The sequence below is a fragment of the Pseudomonas sp. MPDS genome (genome assembly GCF_013283895.1).
GTDB lineage: Bacteria > Pseudomonadota > Gammaproteobacteria > Pseudomonadales > Pseudomonadaceae > Aquipseudomonas > Aquipseudomonas rhizophila.
This window is the reverse complement of the sequence record NZ_CP054128.1, coordinates 2,383,550-2,399,391: the sequence shown is the minus strand read 5'-3', so window position 1 is coordinate 2,399,391 and position 15,842 is coordinate 2,383,550. Positions and strand designations below refer to the sequence as shown.

General features: G+C 59.9%; 16 protein-coding genes. 7 read left to right on the top strand and 9 right to left on the bottom strand.

Going from position 1 to position 15,842, the window contains the following annotated elements:
• Positions 1 to 180 precede the first annotated feature (180 nt).
• Positions 181 to 1,536, top strand: a complete 1,356-nt coding sequence (gene chrA / locus HQ912_RS10590) for a chromate efflux transporter (protein WP_160891330.1) — start codon at positions 181 to 183, stop codon at positions 1,534 to 1,536.
• Here the strand turns inward: chrA and arsN2 are convergent.
• The gene (gene arsN2 / locus HQ912_RS10585) at positions 1,533 to 1,964 is read right to left on the bottom strand and encodes an arsenic resistance N-acetyltransferase ArsN2 (protein ID WP_173406761.1); all 432 of its coding nucleotides are present in this window, start codon (positions 1,962 to 1,964) and stop codon (positions 1,533 to 1,535) included. The two genes, chrA and arsN2, sit on opposite strands and share 4 nt — an antisense overlap.
• A 192-nt stretch (positions 1,965 to 2,156) precedes the next feature.
• On the opposite strand from arsN2, the gene HQ912_RS10580 reads away from it, so the two are divergent.
• Positions 2,157 to 3,308, top strand: coding sequence for a mechanosensitive ion channel family protein (locus HQ912_RS10580; RefSeq protein ID WP_047228517.1), 1,152 nt, complete (start codon positions 2,157 to 2,159; stop codon positions 3,306 to 3,308).
• Between the two features lie 75 nt (positions 3,309 to 3,383).
• On the opposite strand, the gene HQ912_RS10575 is transcribed toward HQ912_RS10580, so the two are convergent.
• The 3 genes from HQ912_RS10575 to HQ912_RS10565 all read right to left on the bottom strand — a co-directional run bounded on the left by HQ912_RS10575 (position 3,384) and on the right by HQ912_RS10565 (position 6,132).
• Positions 3,384 to 3,644 (bottom strand): hypothetical protein, encoded by a 261-nt coding sequence (locus HQ912_RS10575; protein WP_173406760.1) that lies wholly within the window; start codon positions 3,642 to 3,644, stop codon positions 3,384 to 3,386.
• Between the two features lie 123 nt (positions 3,645 to 3,767).
• On the bottom strand, positions 3,768 to 4,988 hold the full coding sequence (locus HQ912_RS10570) for an MFS transporter (RefSeq protein ID WP_173406759.1): 1,221 nt from the start codon (positions 4,986 to 4,988) through the stop codon (positions 3,768 to 3,770).
• Positions 4,989 to 5,109: 121 nt separating this feature from the next.
• Positions 5,110 to 6,132: an alpha/beta hydrolase gene (locus HQ912_RS10565; protein ID WP_076386596.1), complete on the bottom strand. Its 1,023-nt coding sequence runs from the start codon at positions 6,130 to 6,132 to the stop codon at positions 5,110 to 5,112.
• A gap of 247 nt (positions 6,133 to 6,379) precedes the next feature.
• Here HQ912_RS10565 and HQ912_RS10560 point away from each other — a divergent pair, with 247 nt between their 5' ends.
• A complete protein-coding gene (locus HQ912_RS10560) occupies positions 6,380 to 7,297 on the top strand; it encodes an AraC family transcriptional regulator (protein ID WP_047228519.1) in 918 nt (305 codons plus the stop codon).
• Between the two features lie 122 nt (positions 7,298 to 7,419).
• Here the strand turns inward: HQ912_RS10560 and HQ912_RS10555 are convergent, their stop codons facing one another.
• The 3 genes from HQ912_RS10555 to HQ912_RS10545 all read right to left on the bottom strand — a co-directional run bounded on the left by HQ912_RS10555 (position 7,420) and on the right by HQ912_RS10545 (position 10,206).
• Complete coding sequence (locus tag HQ912_RS10555) at positions 7,420 to 8,307, bottom strand: LysR family transcriptional regulator (protein WP_047228520.1); 888 nt, start codon at positions 8,305 to 8,307, stop codon at positions 7,420 to 7,422.
• Between the two features lie 2 nt (positions 8,308 to 8,309).
• Complete coding sequence (locus HQ912_RS10550) at positions 8,310 to 8,996, bottom strand: cysteine hydrolase family protein (RefSeq protein ID WP_173406758.1); 687 nt, start codon at positions 8,994 to 8,996, stop codon at positions 8,310 to 8,312.
• Positions 8,997 to 9,120: 124 nt separating this feature from the next.
• Positions 9,121 to 10,206 carry a diguanylate cyclase gene (locus HQ912_RS10545; RefSeq protein ID WP_107322263.1) on the bottom strand — a complete coding sequence of 362 codons (1,086 nt, stop codon included), beginning with the start codon at positions 10,204 to 10,206 and terminating at the stop codon, positions 9,121 to 9,123.
• Positions 10,207 to 10,388: 182 nt separating this feature from the next.
• Between HQ912_RS10545 and HQ912_RS10540 the strand changes: the two genes are divergently transcribed.
• The 4 genes from HQ912_RS10540 to HQ912_RS10525 all read left to right on the top strand — a co-directional run bounded on the left by HQ912_RS10540 (position 10,389) and on the right by HQ912_RS10525 (position 15,072).
• Positions 10,389 to 11,843, top strand: a complete 1,455-nt coding sequence (locus HQ912_RS10540) for a flavin-containing monooxygenase (protein WP_173406757.1) — start codon at positions 10,389 to 10,391, stop codon at positions 11,841 to 11,843.
• Positions 11,844 to 11,859: 16 nt separating this feature from the next.
• Positions 11,860 to 12,789 carry an alpha/beta fold hydrolase gene (locus tag HQ912_RS10535; RefSeq protein ID WP_047228524.1) on the top strand — a complete coding sequence of 310 codons (930 nt, stop codon included), beginning with the start codon at positions 11,860 to 11,862 and terminating at the stop codon, positions 12,787 to 12,789.
• A gap of 157 nt (positions 12,790 to 12,946) precedes the next feature.
• Positions 12,947 to 14,323, top strand: coding sequence for a VOC family protein (locus HQ912_RS10530; RefSeq protein WP_173406756.1), 1,377 nt, complete (start codon positions 12,947 to 12,949; stop codon positions 14,321 to 14,323).
• 230 nt (positions 14,324 to 14,553) lie between these two features.
• Positions 14,554 to 15,072 (top strand): Hcp family type VI secretion system effector, encoded by a 519-nt coding sequence (locus HQ912_RS10525; protein WP_047228526.1) that lies wholly within the window; start codon positions 14,554 to 14,556, stop codon positions 15,070 to 15,072.
• 313 nt (positions 15,073 to 15,385) lie between these two features.
• Here HQ912_RS10525 and HQ912_RS10520 read toward each other — a convergent pair whose 3' ends face one another.
• Positions 15,386 to 15,556, bottom strand: a complete 171-nt coding sequence (locus tag HQ912_RS10520; RefSeq protein WP_171061341.1) for a hypothetical protein — start codon at positions 15,554 to 15,556, stop codon at positions 15,386 to 15,388.
• A gap of 31 nt (positions 15,557 to 15,587) precedes the next feature.
• Entirely contained in the window at positions 15,588 to 15,830 is a 243-nt protein-coding gene (locus HQ912_RS10515) for a hypothetical protein (protein WP_047228527.1), read from the bottom strand.
• Positions 15,831 to 15,842 lie beyond the last annotated feature (12 nt).

Here is a 15,842-nt window from a genome sequence, read left to right as displayed (position 1 = left end):
AATGGATCCAAAATCCTGCGCATGGCCCTGTCAAATTCACCCGTTCTGGCCGGAAAATCCCCCCCAATGGCGACAATCCCGGAAAGCCGGTTTTTTTCATGAATCGCTTTGCCAGGGCTATCAAAATTGCGTAACGCCCCATAACGTAGGTCGCCTTTGCCATTCAAGCACCGACCGACCATGAATAAACCCATCCCGACCGTCGACGACCCGTTGTCCAGCCCCTCGGCCATCAGCTTGCGCGAGGCGTTCTGGTTCTGGCTCAAGCTGGGCTTTATCAGTTTCGGTGGGCCGGCAGGACAAATCTCGATCATGCACCAGGAGTTGGTGGAGCGCCGACGCTGGATTTCCGAACGACGCTTTCTGCATGCCCTCAATTACTGCATGCTGCTGCCAGGCCCCGAGGCGCAGCAATTGGCGACGTACCTGGGCTGGCTGATGCACCGCAGCTGGGGCGGGATCATTGCCGGGGCGCTGTTCGTGCTGCCTTCGCTGTTCATTCTCATCACATTGTCCTGGCTGTATGTCGCCTTTGGCGAAGTGCCGGTGGTGGCCGGGATTTTTTATGGCATCAAGCCAGCCGTGACCGCGATCGTCGTGCATGCCGCCCACCGGATAGGTTCGCGCGCGCTCAAGAACAGTTGGCTGTGGGCCATCGCCGCCGGCTCGTTCACCGCGATATTCGCTTTCAATCTCCCCTTCCCGCTGATCGTGCTGGGAGCGGCGGTCATCGGGTACTTCGGCGGCCGCTGGGCACCGGAAAAGTTCAGCCTGGGCGGCCACAACGCCACGCATCAGTCCTTTGGCCCGGCATTGATCGACGATGACACCCCGCCCCCGGAGCATGCCCGCTTCAGCGCCTTGCGACTGGCCCGGCTGGCGATCATCGGCGCCCTGCTGTGGGCCTTGCCGATGGGTGTGTTGACCCTGTTGTTCGGCTGGGAAGGCACCCTGACGCAAATGGCCTGGTTCTTCACCAAGGCGGCCTTGCTGACGTTTGGTGGCGCCTATGCGGTTCTGCCCTATGTGTATCAAGGCGCTGTCGGACATTTCGGCTGGCTGACCCCGACACAGATGATCGATGGTCTGGCCCTTGGCGAAACCACTCCCGGCCCGTTGATCATGGTGGTCGCTTTCGTCGGCTTCGTCGGTGGCTACGTGATGCAGGTGTTCGGCCCTGAACAGGCCTTCCTCGCTGGCGCGGTTGCCGCCACGCTGGTGACCTGGTTTACGTTCCTGCCCTCATTCCTGTTCATCCTCGCGGGTGGGCCATTGGTGGAGTCGACGCATAACGAGCTGAAATTCACCGCACCGCTGACGGCGATTACTGCCGCCGTGGTCGGGGTGATCCTCAACCTGGCCTGCTTCTTCGGTTACCACGTGCTTTGGCCCAGCGGTTTTTCCGGTGCGCTGGACTGGCCGTCGGCAATCATCGCGCTCGCCGCCGCCATTGCGCTGTTTCGCTACAAACGCGGCGTCATCCAGGTGCTACTGGGATGCGGACTGACCGGCCTGGCCGTGCATCTACTGCGTTAGATGAGGCATTTGCTCAGGTAGGCCGCCGAGGCCGGGCACAATGATCTGAATTGGGCCGTTTCGCTGATCGACATCGGCGCCAGCGAACGGTCACGCGGCTGATACCCCTGGGCGACAAAGAACCTAGCAGCACTGGCAGTGAGCAGGTGAAGGCGTTCTACGCCTTGGTTTTTCGCAAACTCTTCCAGAGCGACCAGCATCGCTGCGCCTATGCCGCGCCCCCGCAGCCCCTCAGGGACCACCAGAGAGCGTAACAATCGGTCCGCGCCCTCCCCCTCGATCCCGCCAAACGCTGTCTGAGCGTCTGCTTGCCTGAAGCTGAAAAAACGTCGGCCCTGCTGGTTCAGGTCGTCCACAGGCAGACCCGCCAGGATCAGCGCCTGGCGCAACGGCTCCAACTCCTCATTGCTCAGTTCGGTCATGTGCATGGCATTGCTCTGACAGAGGTTCTGCCCAGGAAACTACGCCGCCAGCACTCTCCTACGCAACTGCTGGCGCAGAACAAAATTGAACGGCCCGTGCTTTGCGCGAACTAACCAGGTTCATGCCCTGCCCAGGTTCTCACACCAAAGTCGGCAAGGGCCAAAACCTGAACAGCAATGGCACAGGTGACCGTTCACATGGACTCAAGCTCTCTTCAGTTCCTTACCGATACCCAATTACTCGGCATCTCCATCGCCAACTGGCTCCTGGCCCTGGGTGTGATGGTGGTGAGTTTTATCATCGTCAGGGCCGGCATCGGCTTGCTGTTGAGAAAAGTGCAGGCCCGGGCACAGAAACCCGATGCGTATGTCAGCCACATCGCCGTCGAGGTCCTGTCCAGCACCAGCAATACGCTGTTGTTACTGGCCTCCATCCTCATTGGCGTCGGCGTCCTGGACCTGCCGGAGCGTTGGCTTGACCGGGTCAGCAGCCTCTGGTTCGTGGTCGCAGCCTTGCAGGTGGGGCTCTGGGCCAACCGGGCAATTGCCCTGGCGTTGCTGCACTATTTCGCCCGCCACAGCCACTCCGACATCCACCAGAAAAGCGCGTTGGCCACCCTGAGCCTGTGGGGCGCGAAGGTGTTTCTCTGGGCCGTGGTGCTCCTGGCGATGCTCTCCAACCTGGGCGTGAACATCACCGCCTTTATCGCCAGCCTCGGGGTCGGTGGTATCGCCGTGGCGCTGGCGGTGCAGAACATCCTCGGTGATCTGTTCGCCTCGCTGTCCATCGCCGTGGACAAACCGTTCGAGGTCGGCGACTTCATTGTCGTGGGTTCCCTGGCCGGCACCGTGGAACATGTCGGCTTGAAAACCACGCGGATCCGTAGCCTGGGTGGCGAGCAGATCGTGATGGCCAATGCCGGAATGATCAGCACCACCATTCAGAACTACAAACGGCTTCAGGAACGACGGATCGTCTTTGAATTCGCCCTGCCCCATGACTGCTCGACAGAACAGCTAAGGCAAGTGCCGGTCATCGTCGAAAACATCATCAAGGCTCAGGAAAAGACCCGCTTCGACCGCTCGCACTTTCGCGGTTTCGGCGAGAGCGCACTGGAATTCGAAACGGTGTACATCGTGCTGGACCCCAGCTACAACGTTTACATGGATGTCCAACAGGCGATCAACCTGGGCATGATGGAAGAATTCGCCAGAATCGGTGTGCGATTTGCGATCCCGGCCCGTACCGTTCATGTCGCCTCGCTACCCGATACGCAGGGGCAAACGTCCAAGGAAAACGCTCACAAGACCTCGCTGGAAGCCGCGCCGGAATATCGCTCGCAGCATTAACCTCCAAGCATTTACCCTGTGGGAGCAAAGCTTGCTCGCGATGAGGGCGCACACGCAAATGGGCGCCCACTCGTATCAAATAAAACTGACAGACCGCGAATTAGCTGGCGGATTGAGCAACGCATTGGCGCCGGTCTCAATCGCCGGCGACCTGTTTTCCACCGGCGGTTTCCCTACGAGAAGGCTCAACGCGTTGTCGATCTCGTCGGCCGCCCCTTGTGCGTACTGTGCGTTTGCCCAGCTCCAATGGTGTTCAAACATCAACCCGCCCACCGCCTGCGCGCACAGTTCATCACTGCAGACCCCCATCTTTCCCGCCGCAGCGATCACGGCCATAAGGGCTTGCTCCAACTGGAAAATTCGCTCGGTAGTCACACTGACCCACTCGATAGGTAACGAGCCCCTAGCCTACCAATATATCAATGTGCCACCAACCGCAGGCGCTCAACGGTCATCTGCTCAAACGGCCTTGGCTTGCGCCCGGGCGCGGATGTCTGGGCAATCCCGAACCGCGGCCCGTGCAGCCAGGATGCCGAGAACGGCTGCACCACCCAGCACAACCGCGCTGGCTTCGAAAGTCGCCTGATAGCCGCTCAGATCGAAAAGGATGCCGCCCACCGTGGCACCCGCCGCAATCGCAAGCTGAATGATCGCGACCATCAATCCACCCCCTGCTTCGGCATCATCTGGCAGCGTTCGCGCCAGCCAGGTCCACCAGCCGACGGGGGCAGCGGTGGCCACTAAACCCCAAAGTCCCAGCAGGATAATCGTGATGGTTGCCGACGCCCCGAACCCCACCAGGGCAAGTGCAATCGCTGCCATCAGCAACGGGATGACGATGAGCGTCCGGTACAGGCCATTTTTCAAGAACGCACCGATCACAAAGGTACCGAGCAAACCGGCCACGCCAATCACCAGCAATGCAAACGAAAGCAAAGACACGCTCATCTGCGTCACCGTTTCAAGGAACGGTCGTAGATAGGTGAACAACATGAATTGACCCATGAAGAATGCGCTGGCAGCCAGCATGCCCAAGGCTATGGGGGCTCGCGCCATCAATTTGAACACGTTGGCGCTACCCTGCTTCGTCTGTGCCGGCATGGAGGGCAGGCGTAACAGCAGCCAGACCAAAGCGGTGGCGGCGACAGGCACAATGCAAAAGAACGCGCCACGCCAACCGATTATCTGCCCAAGAAAACTGCCCAGCGGCGCCGCCACCACCGTCGCCAACGCATTGCCGCCATTGACGATCGCCAGGGCCCGTGGGATCTGGTGATCCGGCACCAGCCGCATGGCCGTGGCGGCTGACAACGACCAAAAGCCGCCAATCGCAACGCCGATCAGTGCGCGTCCGGCCATGAATACCGCGTAATTGGGTGCCAATGAGACCACGGTTCCAGAAATGATCATCAACAGTGTCAGCAGCAGGAGCAAACTTTTACGGTCCACCCTAGCGGCAATCGATGCAATGAACAGGCTGGTGATCAGGGCGAAGGCGCCAGACACGGCGATGCCTTGACCGGCCTGCCCTTCGCTAATGTGTAGATCGGCCGCAATGGGCGTGAGCAGGCTGACCGGCATGAACTCCGATGCAACGAGGGCGAACGCAGCGAGGGACATGGCAAGCACCGCGCTCCACGTGGGGCGGTCTTGGGAGATGGGCAATACGCTATCGGTCATGGGATATGAATCCTGTGTTTCTTGAGCGTCGGGTCCACTGAAGACTCGAGGGGACGAACTGCGGCACCGAAGATCGCTGCCGCAGGACAAGAGGTGCCAAGTGATGGCGTGATTGAGGGAGTTACTTCAGATTGTTGCGAAAGAACCCGGCCAACTTGTCGAACGGGATCAGGTTCACCCGGTCGTAAAGGTCCACATGGTTGGCTCCCGGGATGATGAGCAACTCTTTGGGTTGCGCAGACCGCTTGTAGGCATCTTCACTGTACTCACGCGAGTGCGCCTCGGAGCCGGTGATAAACAGCAAAGGACGCGGCGAGATGCTTTCAATGTCATCGAACGGGTAGAAGTTCATGAACTTGACGTTGCTGGACAGCGTGGGCATGGTCGTGGTCTGCGGCGAAGCGCCGGCGGGAGTGACTTCGCCACGCGGGGTCCGGTAGAAGTCAAAGAACTCATCCGCGATGGCATCGCCCGTCAATTTCAGCGGTGAGCCAGAGGTGTACGCGGTTTTCCCACCGATAAACTCCACATAGCGCTGCTCGGCTGCCGTGGCCAGGAACTGCTTTTTCTGTTCCGCCGTTGTCGAGTTACCCAAGCCTTTGCGGTACAAGTCGCCATGGTTGTACATGCTGACCGTCGCGATGGCCTTCAGGCGCGGGTCGATCTTGGCTGCGCTGATGACGAAAGCGCCGCTGCCGCAGATACCGATGATGCCGATGCGCTCGCGATTGACGAACGGCCGGGTGCCGAGAAAATCCACCGCAGCGCTGTAATCCTCTGCGTACATGTCCGGCAACACTGCATTGCGCGGCGTACCCTCACTCTCCCCCCAGAACGACAAATCCAGGGAGAGCGTAACAAAACCCTGCTCGGCCATTTTGGTCGCGTACAGATTGGAACTCTGCTCCTTCACCGCGCCCATGGGATGACCCACGATGATGGCGGCGCTCTTCGCCTTCGGGTCCAGTCCCTTTGGGACAAACAGATTACCTGCCACCTCCATCCCGTATTGATTCTTGAAGGCGACCTTTTCCACTGTCACCTTGTCACTTTTGTAGAAGTTGTCAGCACCGTTGGACATATCAGCCCCCATGGATGAGCAAGAGACGATAAGCAGACCGAGGGCAAGCAGCATTCTTTTCACTGGATAGTCCTTCTGTTTGAGTGATTCGAGGGGTGTCGCCCGCGTAGGCTCGAACATGCATTGAGTAATGATCTCCTGAGTCAGGTCGGATCAAATTCTCAGCGCCCAACCCGGATTTCAGGTAGCGCATTGCGCTGCTTTTCTTGCCCGATCCTATGAGTTCGCCCACTTCATGTAGGCAGCGCTTCGCTTGGCGAGTTAATGTTCTGCCTATAGCTATCAGTCCTGGACAACCCCCGAACCCGCCATGACCACCCAACGCAAATCCCTGCAAGAGACGCTCGCCGGAATCATTGACGCCCGGACCCCACAGACGGGGGACTTTGATATGCCGGTGGCCGGCCTTAGTTTCTTTCGACGTGAAGCCCCGGCGCGTCCCGTCATCTGCATGATCGAACCGAGCATCGTGCTCGTGGCCCAAGGCGTGAAACAGGTATGGGTAGGTGGCAAGGCGTATGGATACGACACCACACGATTTCTCATCACTTCGCTGGACATCCCCGCCAATTCTGAAGTGATGGTGGCAAGCCCGGAGCAACCTTGCCTGGGCCTGGTCTTCAAGCTCGACTTGCGCATGGTCGCCGATCTGGTCGCCCAGAGCGGCATGACGCCGTATCGAGACCGGCCCATCGGAATTGGCGCAGGCATTGGTACAGCAACACCTGAGCTTCTGGCGCCGTTCGCACGCTTGTTGGCGCTGCTGGATGAGCCTGACGCGATCCCTGTACTGGCGCCGCTGATCCAACAGGAAATTCATTATCGGTTGTTGATGAGCGACCAGGCTTCGCGGCTGCGTCAGATCGCCTCCGTGGACAGCCAGGGCTACCGGATCGCCAAAGCCATCGACTGGCTGAAATTGAATTACACCGAACACATCCGCGTAGAGGACCTCGCGGCGCGTGTGCAGATGAGCCCCCCCACCTTCCACCATCACTTCCGCCAGCTCACCGCGATGAGTCCGCTGCAGTATCAGAAGTGGCTACGGTTGAACGAAGCGAAGCGCTTGATGCTCAATGAACATATGGACGTGGCGAGTGCGGCCTTCAAAGTGGGCTATGAAAGCCCCTCGCAGTTCAGCCGTGAGTACGGCCGTTTGTTTGGCATGCCGCCCAAGCGGGATATTGCGACGTTGCGCGGGCCAGCCGATCACACCAAGGCTGTTTGATTCATTGTGGCTTGCCCCATTGTGACGAGGGAACTCCCTCGCCACGGCTCAGCTACATCGTTCAAATCGTCGCAACGTTGTCCGGGCTTTTCAGGCCCCGGCGCTGTTCAGTCCAAGGTCCATCAGTTCCTGGCGCCGTAATACTGCGCCATGTAATCCACAAACACTCGAACCTTGGCCGGCAAATTCCGCGCATGCGGGTAAAGCGCATAGTAGTGCCGCTGCCCAAGCGTGTACTCAGGCAGAATCCGCACCAGTCTTCCCGTCAGCAAGTCATCCTGCACCGTCGCCAGGGTAAACGCGGCAATGCCCCCGCCCGCCAGAGCGCAGGCGTGCAAGGCAGTGATGGTGTCCGTATGAAAGCTGCTGGCGCAATCCACCGTGCTCGACTCCCCTGCTTCCCCCACCAGCACCCACTGCGTGGCCGAGGCATACGTCAGCAGCCGATGGTCGTTGAGTTCAGCAACGCCGCGAGGCAGCCCGCGCTTGAAGACATAGGCCGGTGCCGCCACCAGAACCAGCGGCGAAACGCTGAGCAAGCGCGCGACAAGACTGCTGTCGGCCAGCGGCCCGCAAATCCGTAACGCCACATCGACCCCATCGGCCACGAGATCGACAAGCGGATCCGAGCAGGACAGATCGACCTGGATGTCCGGATAGCGCTCCTGGAACCCCGGCAACCAACGGGCCAGCTCCAGCGTACCGATCACCAGCGGGGTACTGATGCGCAGCAGTCCGGAGGGCCGTTCCTGTTCCAGGGTCACCGCCTGGGACGCGGCATCAACGCGATCCAGAATATCCACGCAAGCGGCGTAGTAGCGCTCGCCTGCTGCCGTAAGGCTCATGCGTCGGGTATTGCGATTGATCAGACGCACGCCCAGCACAGACTCCAATTGCTGCAAGTTGCGCGACACCGACGAATGAGTGGTGTCCAGTCGTTCGGCCGCGGCTGAAAACCCCTGAGCCTCCACGATGCAGCGAAACACGCGCATGGCGAGCATCTGATTCATTTTCAGCGTACCGGCAGCTTGATGATTTGGGCGGTGGTCATCACATCACCGAAAGTATCCTCGACCTCGGCCAGTGCGGCCTTGTGCAAGGCGTCCTTGTCGATCGCTTCGCCACTGACCCGGGTGATCGCACGGGTAGCCGATGCATCGGAGGCGACCAACACATTGTAGCCAAGCGGCGCCGCATCACGGGCAGCACCGGCCACGCACGCGTGGGTCATGAGACCGGAGATGATCAGGTTTTCGATACCAGCGCTCTTCAAACGCTTGTCCAGGTCGGTACTGCCGAAGACGCTGACAGTGGTCTTTTGCAAGACAACATCCTGGGCCCGGGGCTGCATGTCCGGATGGAATTTCACGGTTTCGCCACCCTCGGCAAACACCGCCGAACCGGCCGGCGCAATGTGCTGGATATGGAACACCGGCATGTGGTGATCATCGGCGAAATCAATCAGTTCGCGAGTATTGGCCAACGCAGCAGCGCCGTCAGGGATGGGCATTTTGCCGGTGAAATATTCGTTCTGAAAATCGATTACCAGTAACGCGGTTTTACCGGCCGGGAGTTGGTTGACCGGCTCCGCGCCAGCCATGGCTCGAATGGTGGGATGGGTATCAGCCAATGCGCCGGTGCTGGCGACAATACCGGAGAACGCACAAGCGGCGAGCAAACGACGGGTAAAACGTTGCATGAGGGATTCCTTCACAAGTGGTTGAGTGAAGCAATCCTAGGGGGATAGTTCAGGCCGGAACACAGTGCGGCTGGAACAGGACTTGTTTGTGTTTAGCACAAATAAACCCTCTTCCTCGGTTGGGTCAGAAAGAAACCGCCGGTTCCTCGAGCATCTGGCACTGCCGATGGCAAACGACCCGGTTGCGCCCGCCGGTCTTGGCCTCGTAAAGCGCCTGGTCGGCGTCGTTGAGCCAGAGAGTGGCGTCGCCATAGGCCGGGTTGAAGGCGGCCAGGCCAATGCTCAGACTGCCCTTTAGCGCGGGGGCCTGCTCGTAGCCGAGCAGGGCGAACCGCTCACGCAGGGCCTCCATGGCCAGCACGGCCTTGTGCAACGTCAGGTCCGGCAGAATCACGCAGAACTCGTCCCCCCCATAACGTCCGACAATGTCGGTGGCCCGCAGGTTTTGCTTGAGCATCTTGCCCAGCTGACGCAACACGATGTCACCAGCGCCATGGCCATAGGTGTCATTGATGGCTTTGAAGTGGTCGATGTCCATCAGCGCAATCACGCCGTGACCAGCCCCATCGTGTGGCTGTCGCAGGCAGCGCTGGAACTCCTCGTTAAGCCGGTCCTTCCACGCCCCATGATTGAGCAGACCGGTCAGGCTGTCGGTACGGCTCAGGGCCAACAACTCGCGCTTTTGCCGGCCCAGGATGTCGGTCTGGCGAAAACAGATCCAGCCCAACGCCAGCGGATATATGCACAACAGAGGCAAACTGGCATAGAGCTGCGCCGAACTGGTCATCGGCACACTGGTCAACGGGAAGATCGCCAGGCCCAGGGCGATGCCCGTCACTTGGACCGCCGCCCCGGCGAACAGAAAACGCAAGCCCCCGATGGAAACGTTGTTCATCGCCATCATTGCCAGCGTAACGGCCGTGGGCAGCGGATTGAATTGCATCGCAACGACCCAGAAACCGCCAAGAAAGGCGTCAATCAGCAAGTTTCGGCGTTCAGCCTGGTACGGCTGCGCCGCGCGACGGGCCCACTGATAGGCCACATGCGGCCATAACAAGCCGTTGAACAGCATGGCCCACCAGACCCAAGGTGCCGGGTCAAGGGGATAGACGGCGACACTCACCAACAACAACCCTAGCATCAGGCCCAGGATTCGTGAGGTGTAAAGCCTCCTGGCCAATGACAGTCCCTTTCGTCCCGTTCTTTGCATAGAGGCCTCTGCACCGAGGGCTTCCCGGGTTGTGGGATAGGGTTATTTGGAGTCTATCAGGGCAGCATCAAATAGCCACCATCGATGAAGGGTTATTTATTCGCCATCAAATGCACGGCTCCGCTCGGATTTTGGCTATACATGACAAAGGGAATCGGCAACCACCACCAGAAAGGAGGCCCATGCGCAGCTATCAGGTGTTGATCATCGGCAGCGGGTTCGGGGGCCAGTGCGCGGCAATCAATCTCCTCAAAGAGGGCATAACGGATTTCCTGCTCTTGGAGCGACGGAATTTCTTCGGCGGCACCTGGTGCCAGAACACCTACCCCGGCGCGGCGGTAGAAGTGCCGTCGCCCTTGTATTCGCTCTCATTCGCCGCTTACGACTGGAGCCGGATGTTCGCCGGCCAGGAGGAGCTGCACCGCTACACCCGGCACGTGATCGAACGCTTCGCCCTGCAGGACAAGGTACAACTGAGCGCGAATGTGCAGCGGGTGGCATGGGACGACATTGCCCGACATTGGATCGTCGACACCGCCAGCCTAGAGACCTTTCATGCGCAATTCCTGATCAATGCCACAGGCCCCCTCAGCCAACCGGTGATCCCTGATTTCGAAGGCCGGGATCGCTTCCAGGGCAAGACGTTTCACACCAATGATTGGGACCACACCTACGACTATCGCCACAAACGCGTTGCCATCGTCGGCAGTGGCGCCAGCGCCGCCCAAGTCATCCCGGCCATTGCGCCAGAAGTCGCCCATCTGCACGTGTTTCAGCGTACGCCCCACTGGGTACTGCCACGCCGCGACCGCACGTTCAACCGTCTCGAACGTTGGTTGCTGAGCCTGGCGCCGATGCGCACCCTGTTGCGCTGGTCGATCTACTGGCAATTCGAAACCCGGGTGATTGCGTTCAAATATTCACGGCCGGCGGTTCGCATGGTCCAGCGCCAGGCCCTGAACATGCTTGAGCGCCAAGTGCCGGATCCGGTTCTGCGTCGTCGCTTGACCCCTGACTACCTGATCGGCTGCAAGCGCGTCATCCTGTCCAGTACGTTGTATCCGGCCCTGTGCCGGGCCAACGTCAGCGTGCATGGCCAGGAGCACGGCATCGCCGCCCTCGATGAAACCGGCATCATCACCCGGGACGGTCAGCACATCCCACTGGACCTGATCATCTGGTCGACAGGCTTTGACGCCACCGACGGGGTGATTTCCTATCCCGTCACCGGCCGCAACGGCACCCGACTGCACGACGTCTGGGCCCAATACCCGCGCGCCTACCTGGGTACCAGCCTGCCGGACTTCCCCAACCTGTTCATCGTGACCGGCCCCAACACCGGCATCGGTCACACCTCGGCACTGTTCATCATCGAGTCGCAGATGAACTACATCCTGGACTGCATCCGCACCTTGAACCGGCAAAACCTGCGCAGCATCGAAGTGCAGCCTGCCGCCGAACAGCGCTACACCGAAATGATCCACCGGGAAATGCAACGCACTGTATGGAAATCCGGCGGCTGTCACAGCTGGTATCAAAGCAAAAGCGGCCACGTCGTCGCGATGTTCCCCGGTTTCAGCTTCACTTATCACTATCTGACTCGTCGGCTCCGGTTGGCCGATCACATTCTGTCCTGACCCTGGAGGGCAAAGCATGTTGGTGTTGTGGGTAGTCCTCGCCGTGTTTATCGCCTGGAGCTGGCTGACGTATCCAGGCATCGGCCATGTGCTGTACGACATGGGCATGGCCCTGGAAGCGCGTCTGTACCGACTGCACAAGATCACGGTGCCCATCAGCGAAATGACCGTGTCGACCTGGCAAGGCGGGCCCTACGAAGCGTCCGGCAGCATATTGATGCTGCACGGCTACAGCGCCGACAAGAACCTCTGGCTGCGTTTTGCCCGGCATTTTGTCAGCGACTACCGGGTGGTGATTCCTGACCTGGCCGGTCATGGCGAAACCGGCTTCAAGGCCGGCGGCGGTTATGACATCCCGACCCAGGCCCGACGGGTGATCGAACTGCTGGATGCCTGCGGCCTGGACAAGGTCCATGTGATCGGCAACTCCATGGGCGGTCATCTCGCCGCCTGGCTGGCGGCGACCTCCCCGGAACGGATACTCACCCTGGCCCTGATCGACCCGGCCGGCGTCACCGCGCCCGAACCCAGCGACATGGAGCGGCACCTGGCAGCCGGCCACAACCCGTTTCTGGTGCGCTCGCGGGACGATTTCGCTCCGTTCTACGCGATGACGATGGCCTCGCCGCCATGGGTGCCGAGTGTGGTGCTGGCGGCGCTGGCCGAGCGTTATGAGCAACGCCGGGATGAACTGGAAGAGATCTTCGTGGATTTTCGCGCCAGCCCGCCGATGGAGCCGCGCCTGCCCGACATCCGCGCGCCTTCGCTGCTGCTCTGGGGTCGCAAGGACCGGCTGATTGACGTCAGCAGTGTGCCCGTATGGAGCAAGGGCATCGCCGACTTGCGTGTGGAAATCTGGGAGGGGGTAGGCCATATGCCCATGGTCGAGCGCCCCGGGAGAACCGCCGCGCTGTATCGCGACTTTCTCAAGGGCCTGGGCCAGTGACCTTGATGCCGCTCTTCAAGGCTTGCCTGAGCCACGGTGAAGGAGGCGGATCAGTCCCTGACAGAATGAAGTCCTGAAGATTCTTCGTTTGTCGACGCTGGTGAAGGCTGCGATCTTTCCTTCCACTTTCCCACAGCTTGCGCCAGGAATTCTCACAATGAGCTTCGTCAGTCCCGACCTGATCCGCCAACGCTTCTCCAAGGCGATGTCCGACATGTACCGCGACGAGGTGCCGCTGTACGGGGCACTGATGAACCTGGTGGAACAGACCAATGCCCAGGTGCTGGTCAACGACCCGCACTTGGCCGAACACTTGCGCAGTACCGGTGAACTCCAGCGTCTGGACCTGGAGCGCCACGGCGCGATCCGTGTCGGCACCGCCGCAGAACTGGCAACCCTGGGGCGTCTGTTCGCGGTCATGGGCATGCACCCGGTGGGCTACTACGACCTCACGCCCGCCGGGGTGCCTGTGCATTCCACGGCATTTCGAGCCGTGCATGAAAGCGCCTTGCAGGTCAGCCCGTTCCGGGTGTTTACCTCGTTGCTGCGTCTGGAACTGATCGAAAACGCCGAGCTTCGGGCCTTTGCCGAATCGGTACTGAACAAGCGCCAGATCTTCACCTCCGAGGCGCTCCAGCTCATCGACCTGGCCGAACGCCAAGGGGGTCTGACCGAACCACAGACTGATGACTTCGTCCTACAGGCCCTGGAAACCTTTCGCTGGCACCACAGCGCCACCGTCACGGCCGAGCAATATCGGCAACTGAGCGCCCAGCATCGGCTGATCGCCGACGTGGTGGCTTTCAAGGGCCCGCACATCAATCACCTGACGCCACGTACCCTGGACATCGACATCGTGCAGGCCCAGATGCCCGTGCACGGCATCACCCCCAAGGCAGTCGTCGAAGGCCCGCCCCGTCGGCATTGCCCGATCCTGCTGCGGCAGACCAGCTTCAAGGCGCTCGACGAACCTGTAGCGTTCACCGACCAGCCCCACTCCCAAGGCAGCCACAGCGCCCGCTTCGGCGAAATCGAGCAACGGGGCGCCGCCCTCACCCCGAAAGGTCGCGCACTCTACGATCAGTTGCTGAACGCCGCTCGGGATGCGCTGGGGGCGTTTCCCAACGAAGCCAACGCCGAACGCTACAACGCACTGATGACCGAGCATTTTGCCCAGTTCCCTGACAACCACGATGAGCTGCGTCGGCAGGCACTGGCGTACTTTCGCTATTTCGTGACGCCAAAGGGCCTCGCTGCCAAAGGCACGATCAAGCAACCGGTCTCGCTGGAACGCTTGCTGGAAGCGCAATACCTGCGCGCCGAACCCCTGGTGTACGAGGACTTCCTGCCCGTGAGCGCCGCCGGCATCTTCCAGTCGAACCTCGGCGATACCGCTCAAATTCACTACGCCGGACAGTCCAATCGCCAGGCATTCGAGCAAGCGCTGGGACAACCGACCATCGATGAGCTGCAGTTGTATGCCGAAACGCAACAGCGCTCGATGGATGAGTGCATGTCCGCCCTGGGAATGTAGGAAAAACCGGAAAGCCGAATGCGTAAGAAGTTGCGCATCCGGCTTGCCAACTACGCAACTCCCCGCGCGCATTCCTCTGTAGCCGGAGCGCTCATGGACTGGCGATTAATCCCAACCTATTGATATACATAGCTTTTATAGAATCTGGCATAGCTCTTGATAACCGTCAGGCCACCTGGGGACGATTCCCTTCCCAGGTCCCTTTAGTTATCCCGCAAGGAGAGCATCCATTGGCTACCCCCGCTTACATGTCCATCGAAGGCACCAAACAAGGTCTGATCACTGCCGGCGCCTTTACGGCCGACTCGGTGGGCAACACCTACCAGGAAGGTCATGAAGATCAAGTCATGGTGCAAGGCTTCGAGCACCAGGTCATCATCCCCCGCGATCCTCAGTCGGGTCAGCCAACCGGCCAGCGCGTGCATAAACCCCTGGTCATCACCAAGGTGTTCGACAAGGCCTCGCCGCTGCTGCTGGCGGCCCTGACCTGCGGAGAACGCCTGACCAAAGTCGAGATCCAGTGGTACCGCACCTCGGCGGCCGGCACCCAGGAGCATTACTACACCACCACTCTGGAGGACGCGATCATCGTCGATATCAAGGACTACATGCTCAACTGCCAGGACCCGGCGAACGCGCACTTCACCCATCTGGAAGATGTGCACTTCACCTACCGCAAGATCACCTGGACCCACGAAGTCAGCGGCACGTCGGGCTCCGATGACTGGCGTTCACCGGTCGCTGGATAATCGTCGATAGATATTGATTCAGGATGGTGTTCGCCCAGTGCGACGGCCTCGGCATTCCATGCACTGGTAAAGAGCCTGACACTGGGCGAACGGGCATAATAATAGTGGAACTTGCAAAATATGTCCGGGAGCTTGTTTAAATAATTATTTATCTTTAGTCGTCATTATTAACGCCCAATCAATAACAGCTATACAAACAGCTATACAAAATCCAACAGCAGTATAAAAAAACATATCCGCTACGCCGAACAAGACCGGGCAAGTAAAGCAGCATTAACAAATGCGTTTTCAAGACCGCGCGGTCTATCAATCCTCAGCCCTGTCGCGCGGTCTTTTGTGCATCCGTCTCCCCCGCTTCAGTATCGCCTTCCTGCTGTTTGCGTTTAGCCGGATCGTTGGGGCGCAGGGCGTCGTTGTCACGCTCCACCTCACCCGGCATCGCCGGCTCGTCTGGATTGTGCGACGTTTGATCACTGGGTTTCATGGCGAACTCCTTGGTTTTTCGGGCCTGCGCGTCAGGCGTCAGGATCGGCGACTTCTTCAGCGACGTTGGCGTCGGGTGAACGATGGTGCAGTTGTTCGGCCTTGGCCTTGAGTTCCTGCCACTGTGCCAGGTCGATAGCGCCCTGGCCGAACAGGTCATCGGCCACCCGCATCAGCTCGGTGAAATGGACGTCGGGCGACTGCTGCCAGTAGGTCTTGTCGTCGAACAAGCGCTGCCAGTCGGCCAGCGAGGGAAGTGTGAGGTCATCACTCATGACGGACTCCTC

Bases quoted from the DNA above. Each gene is read 5' to 3' on its own strand.
- HQ912_RS10575 (WP_173406760.1), bottom strand. From the start codon at position 3,644: ATGGCCGTGATCGCTGCGGCGGGAAAGATGGGGGTCTGCAGTGATGAA.
- HQ912_RS10570 (WP_173406759.1), bottom strand. From the start codon at position 4,988: ATGACCGATAGCGTATTGCCCATCTCCCAAGACCGCCCCACGTGGAGC.
- HQ912_RS10580 (WP_047228517.1), top strand. From the start codon at position 2,157: ATGGACTCAAGCTCTCTTCAGTTCCTTACCGATACCCAATTACTCGGC.
- HQ912_RS10550 (WP_173406758.1), bottom strand. From the start codon at position 8,996: ATGCAACGTTTTACCCGTCGTTTGCTCGCCGCTTGTGCGTTCTCCGGT.
- HQ912_RS10515 (WP_047228527.1), bottom strand. From the start codon at position 15,830: ATGAGTGATGACCTCACACTTCCCTCGCTGGCCGACTGGCAGCGCTTG.
- HQ912_RS10540 (WP_173406757.1), top strand. From the start codon at position 10,389: ATGCGCAGCTATCAGGTGTTGATCATCGGCAGCGGGTTCGGGGGCCAG.
- HQ912_RS10555 (WP_047228520.1), bottom strand. From the start codon at position 8,307: ATGAATCAGATGCTCGCCATGCGCGTGTTTCGCTGCATCGTGGAGGCT.
- chrA (WP_160891330.1), top strand. From the start codon at position 181: ATGAATAAACCCATCCCGACCGTCGACGACCCGTTGTCCAGCCCCTCG.
- HQ912_RS10530 (WP_173406756.1), top strand. From the start codon at position 12,947: ATGAGCTTCGTCAGTCCCGACCTGATCCGCCAACGCTTCTCCAAGGCG.
- arsN2 (WP_173406761.1), bottom strand. From the start codon at position 1,964: ATGCACATGACCGAACTGAGCAATGAGGAGTTGGAGCCGTTGCGCCAG.
- HQ912_RS10560 (WP_047228519.1), top strand. From the start codon at position 6,380: ATGACCACCCAACGCAAATCCCTGCAAGAGACGCTCGCCGGAATCATT.
- HQ912_RS10545 (WP_107322263.1), bottom strand. From the start codon at position 10,206: ATGCAAAGAACGGGACGAAAGGGACTGTCATTGGCCAGGAGGCTTTAC.
- HQ912_RS10520 (WP_171061341.1), bottom strand. From the start codon at position 15,556: ATGAAACCCAGTGATCAAACGTCGCACAATCCAGACGAGCCGGCGATG.
- HQ912_RS10535 (WP_047228524.1), top strand. From the start codon at position 11,860: ATGTTGGTGTTGTGGGTAGTCCTCGCCGTGTTTATCGCCTGGAGCTGG.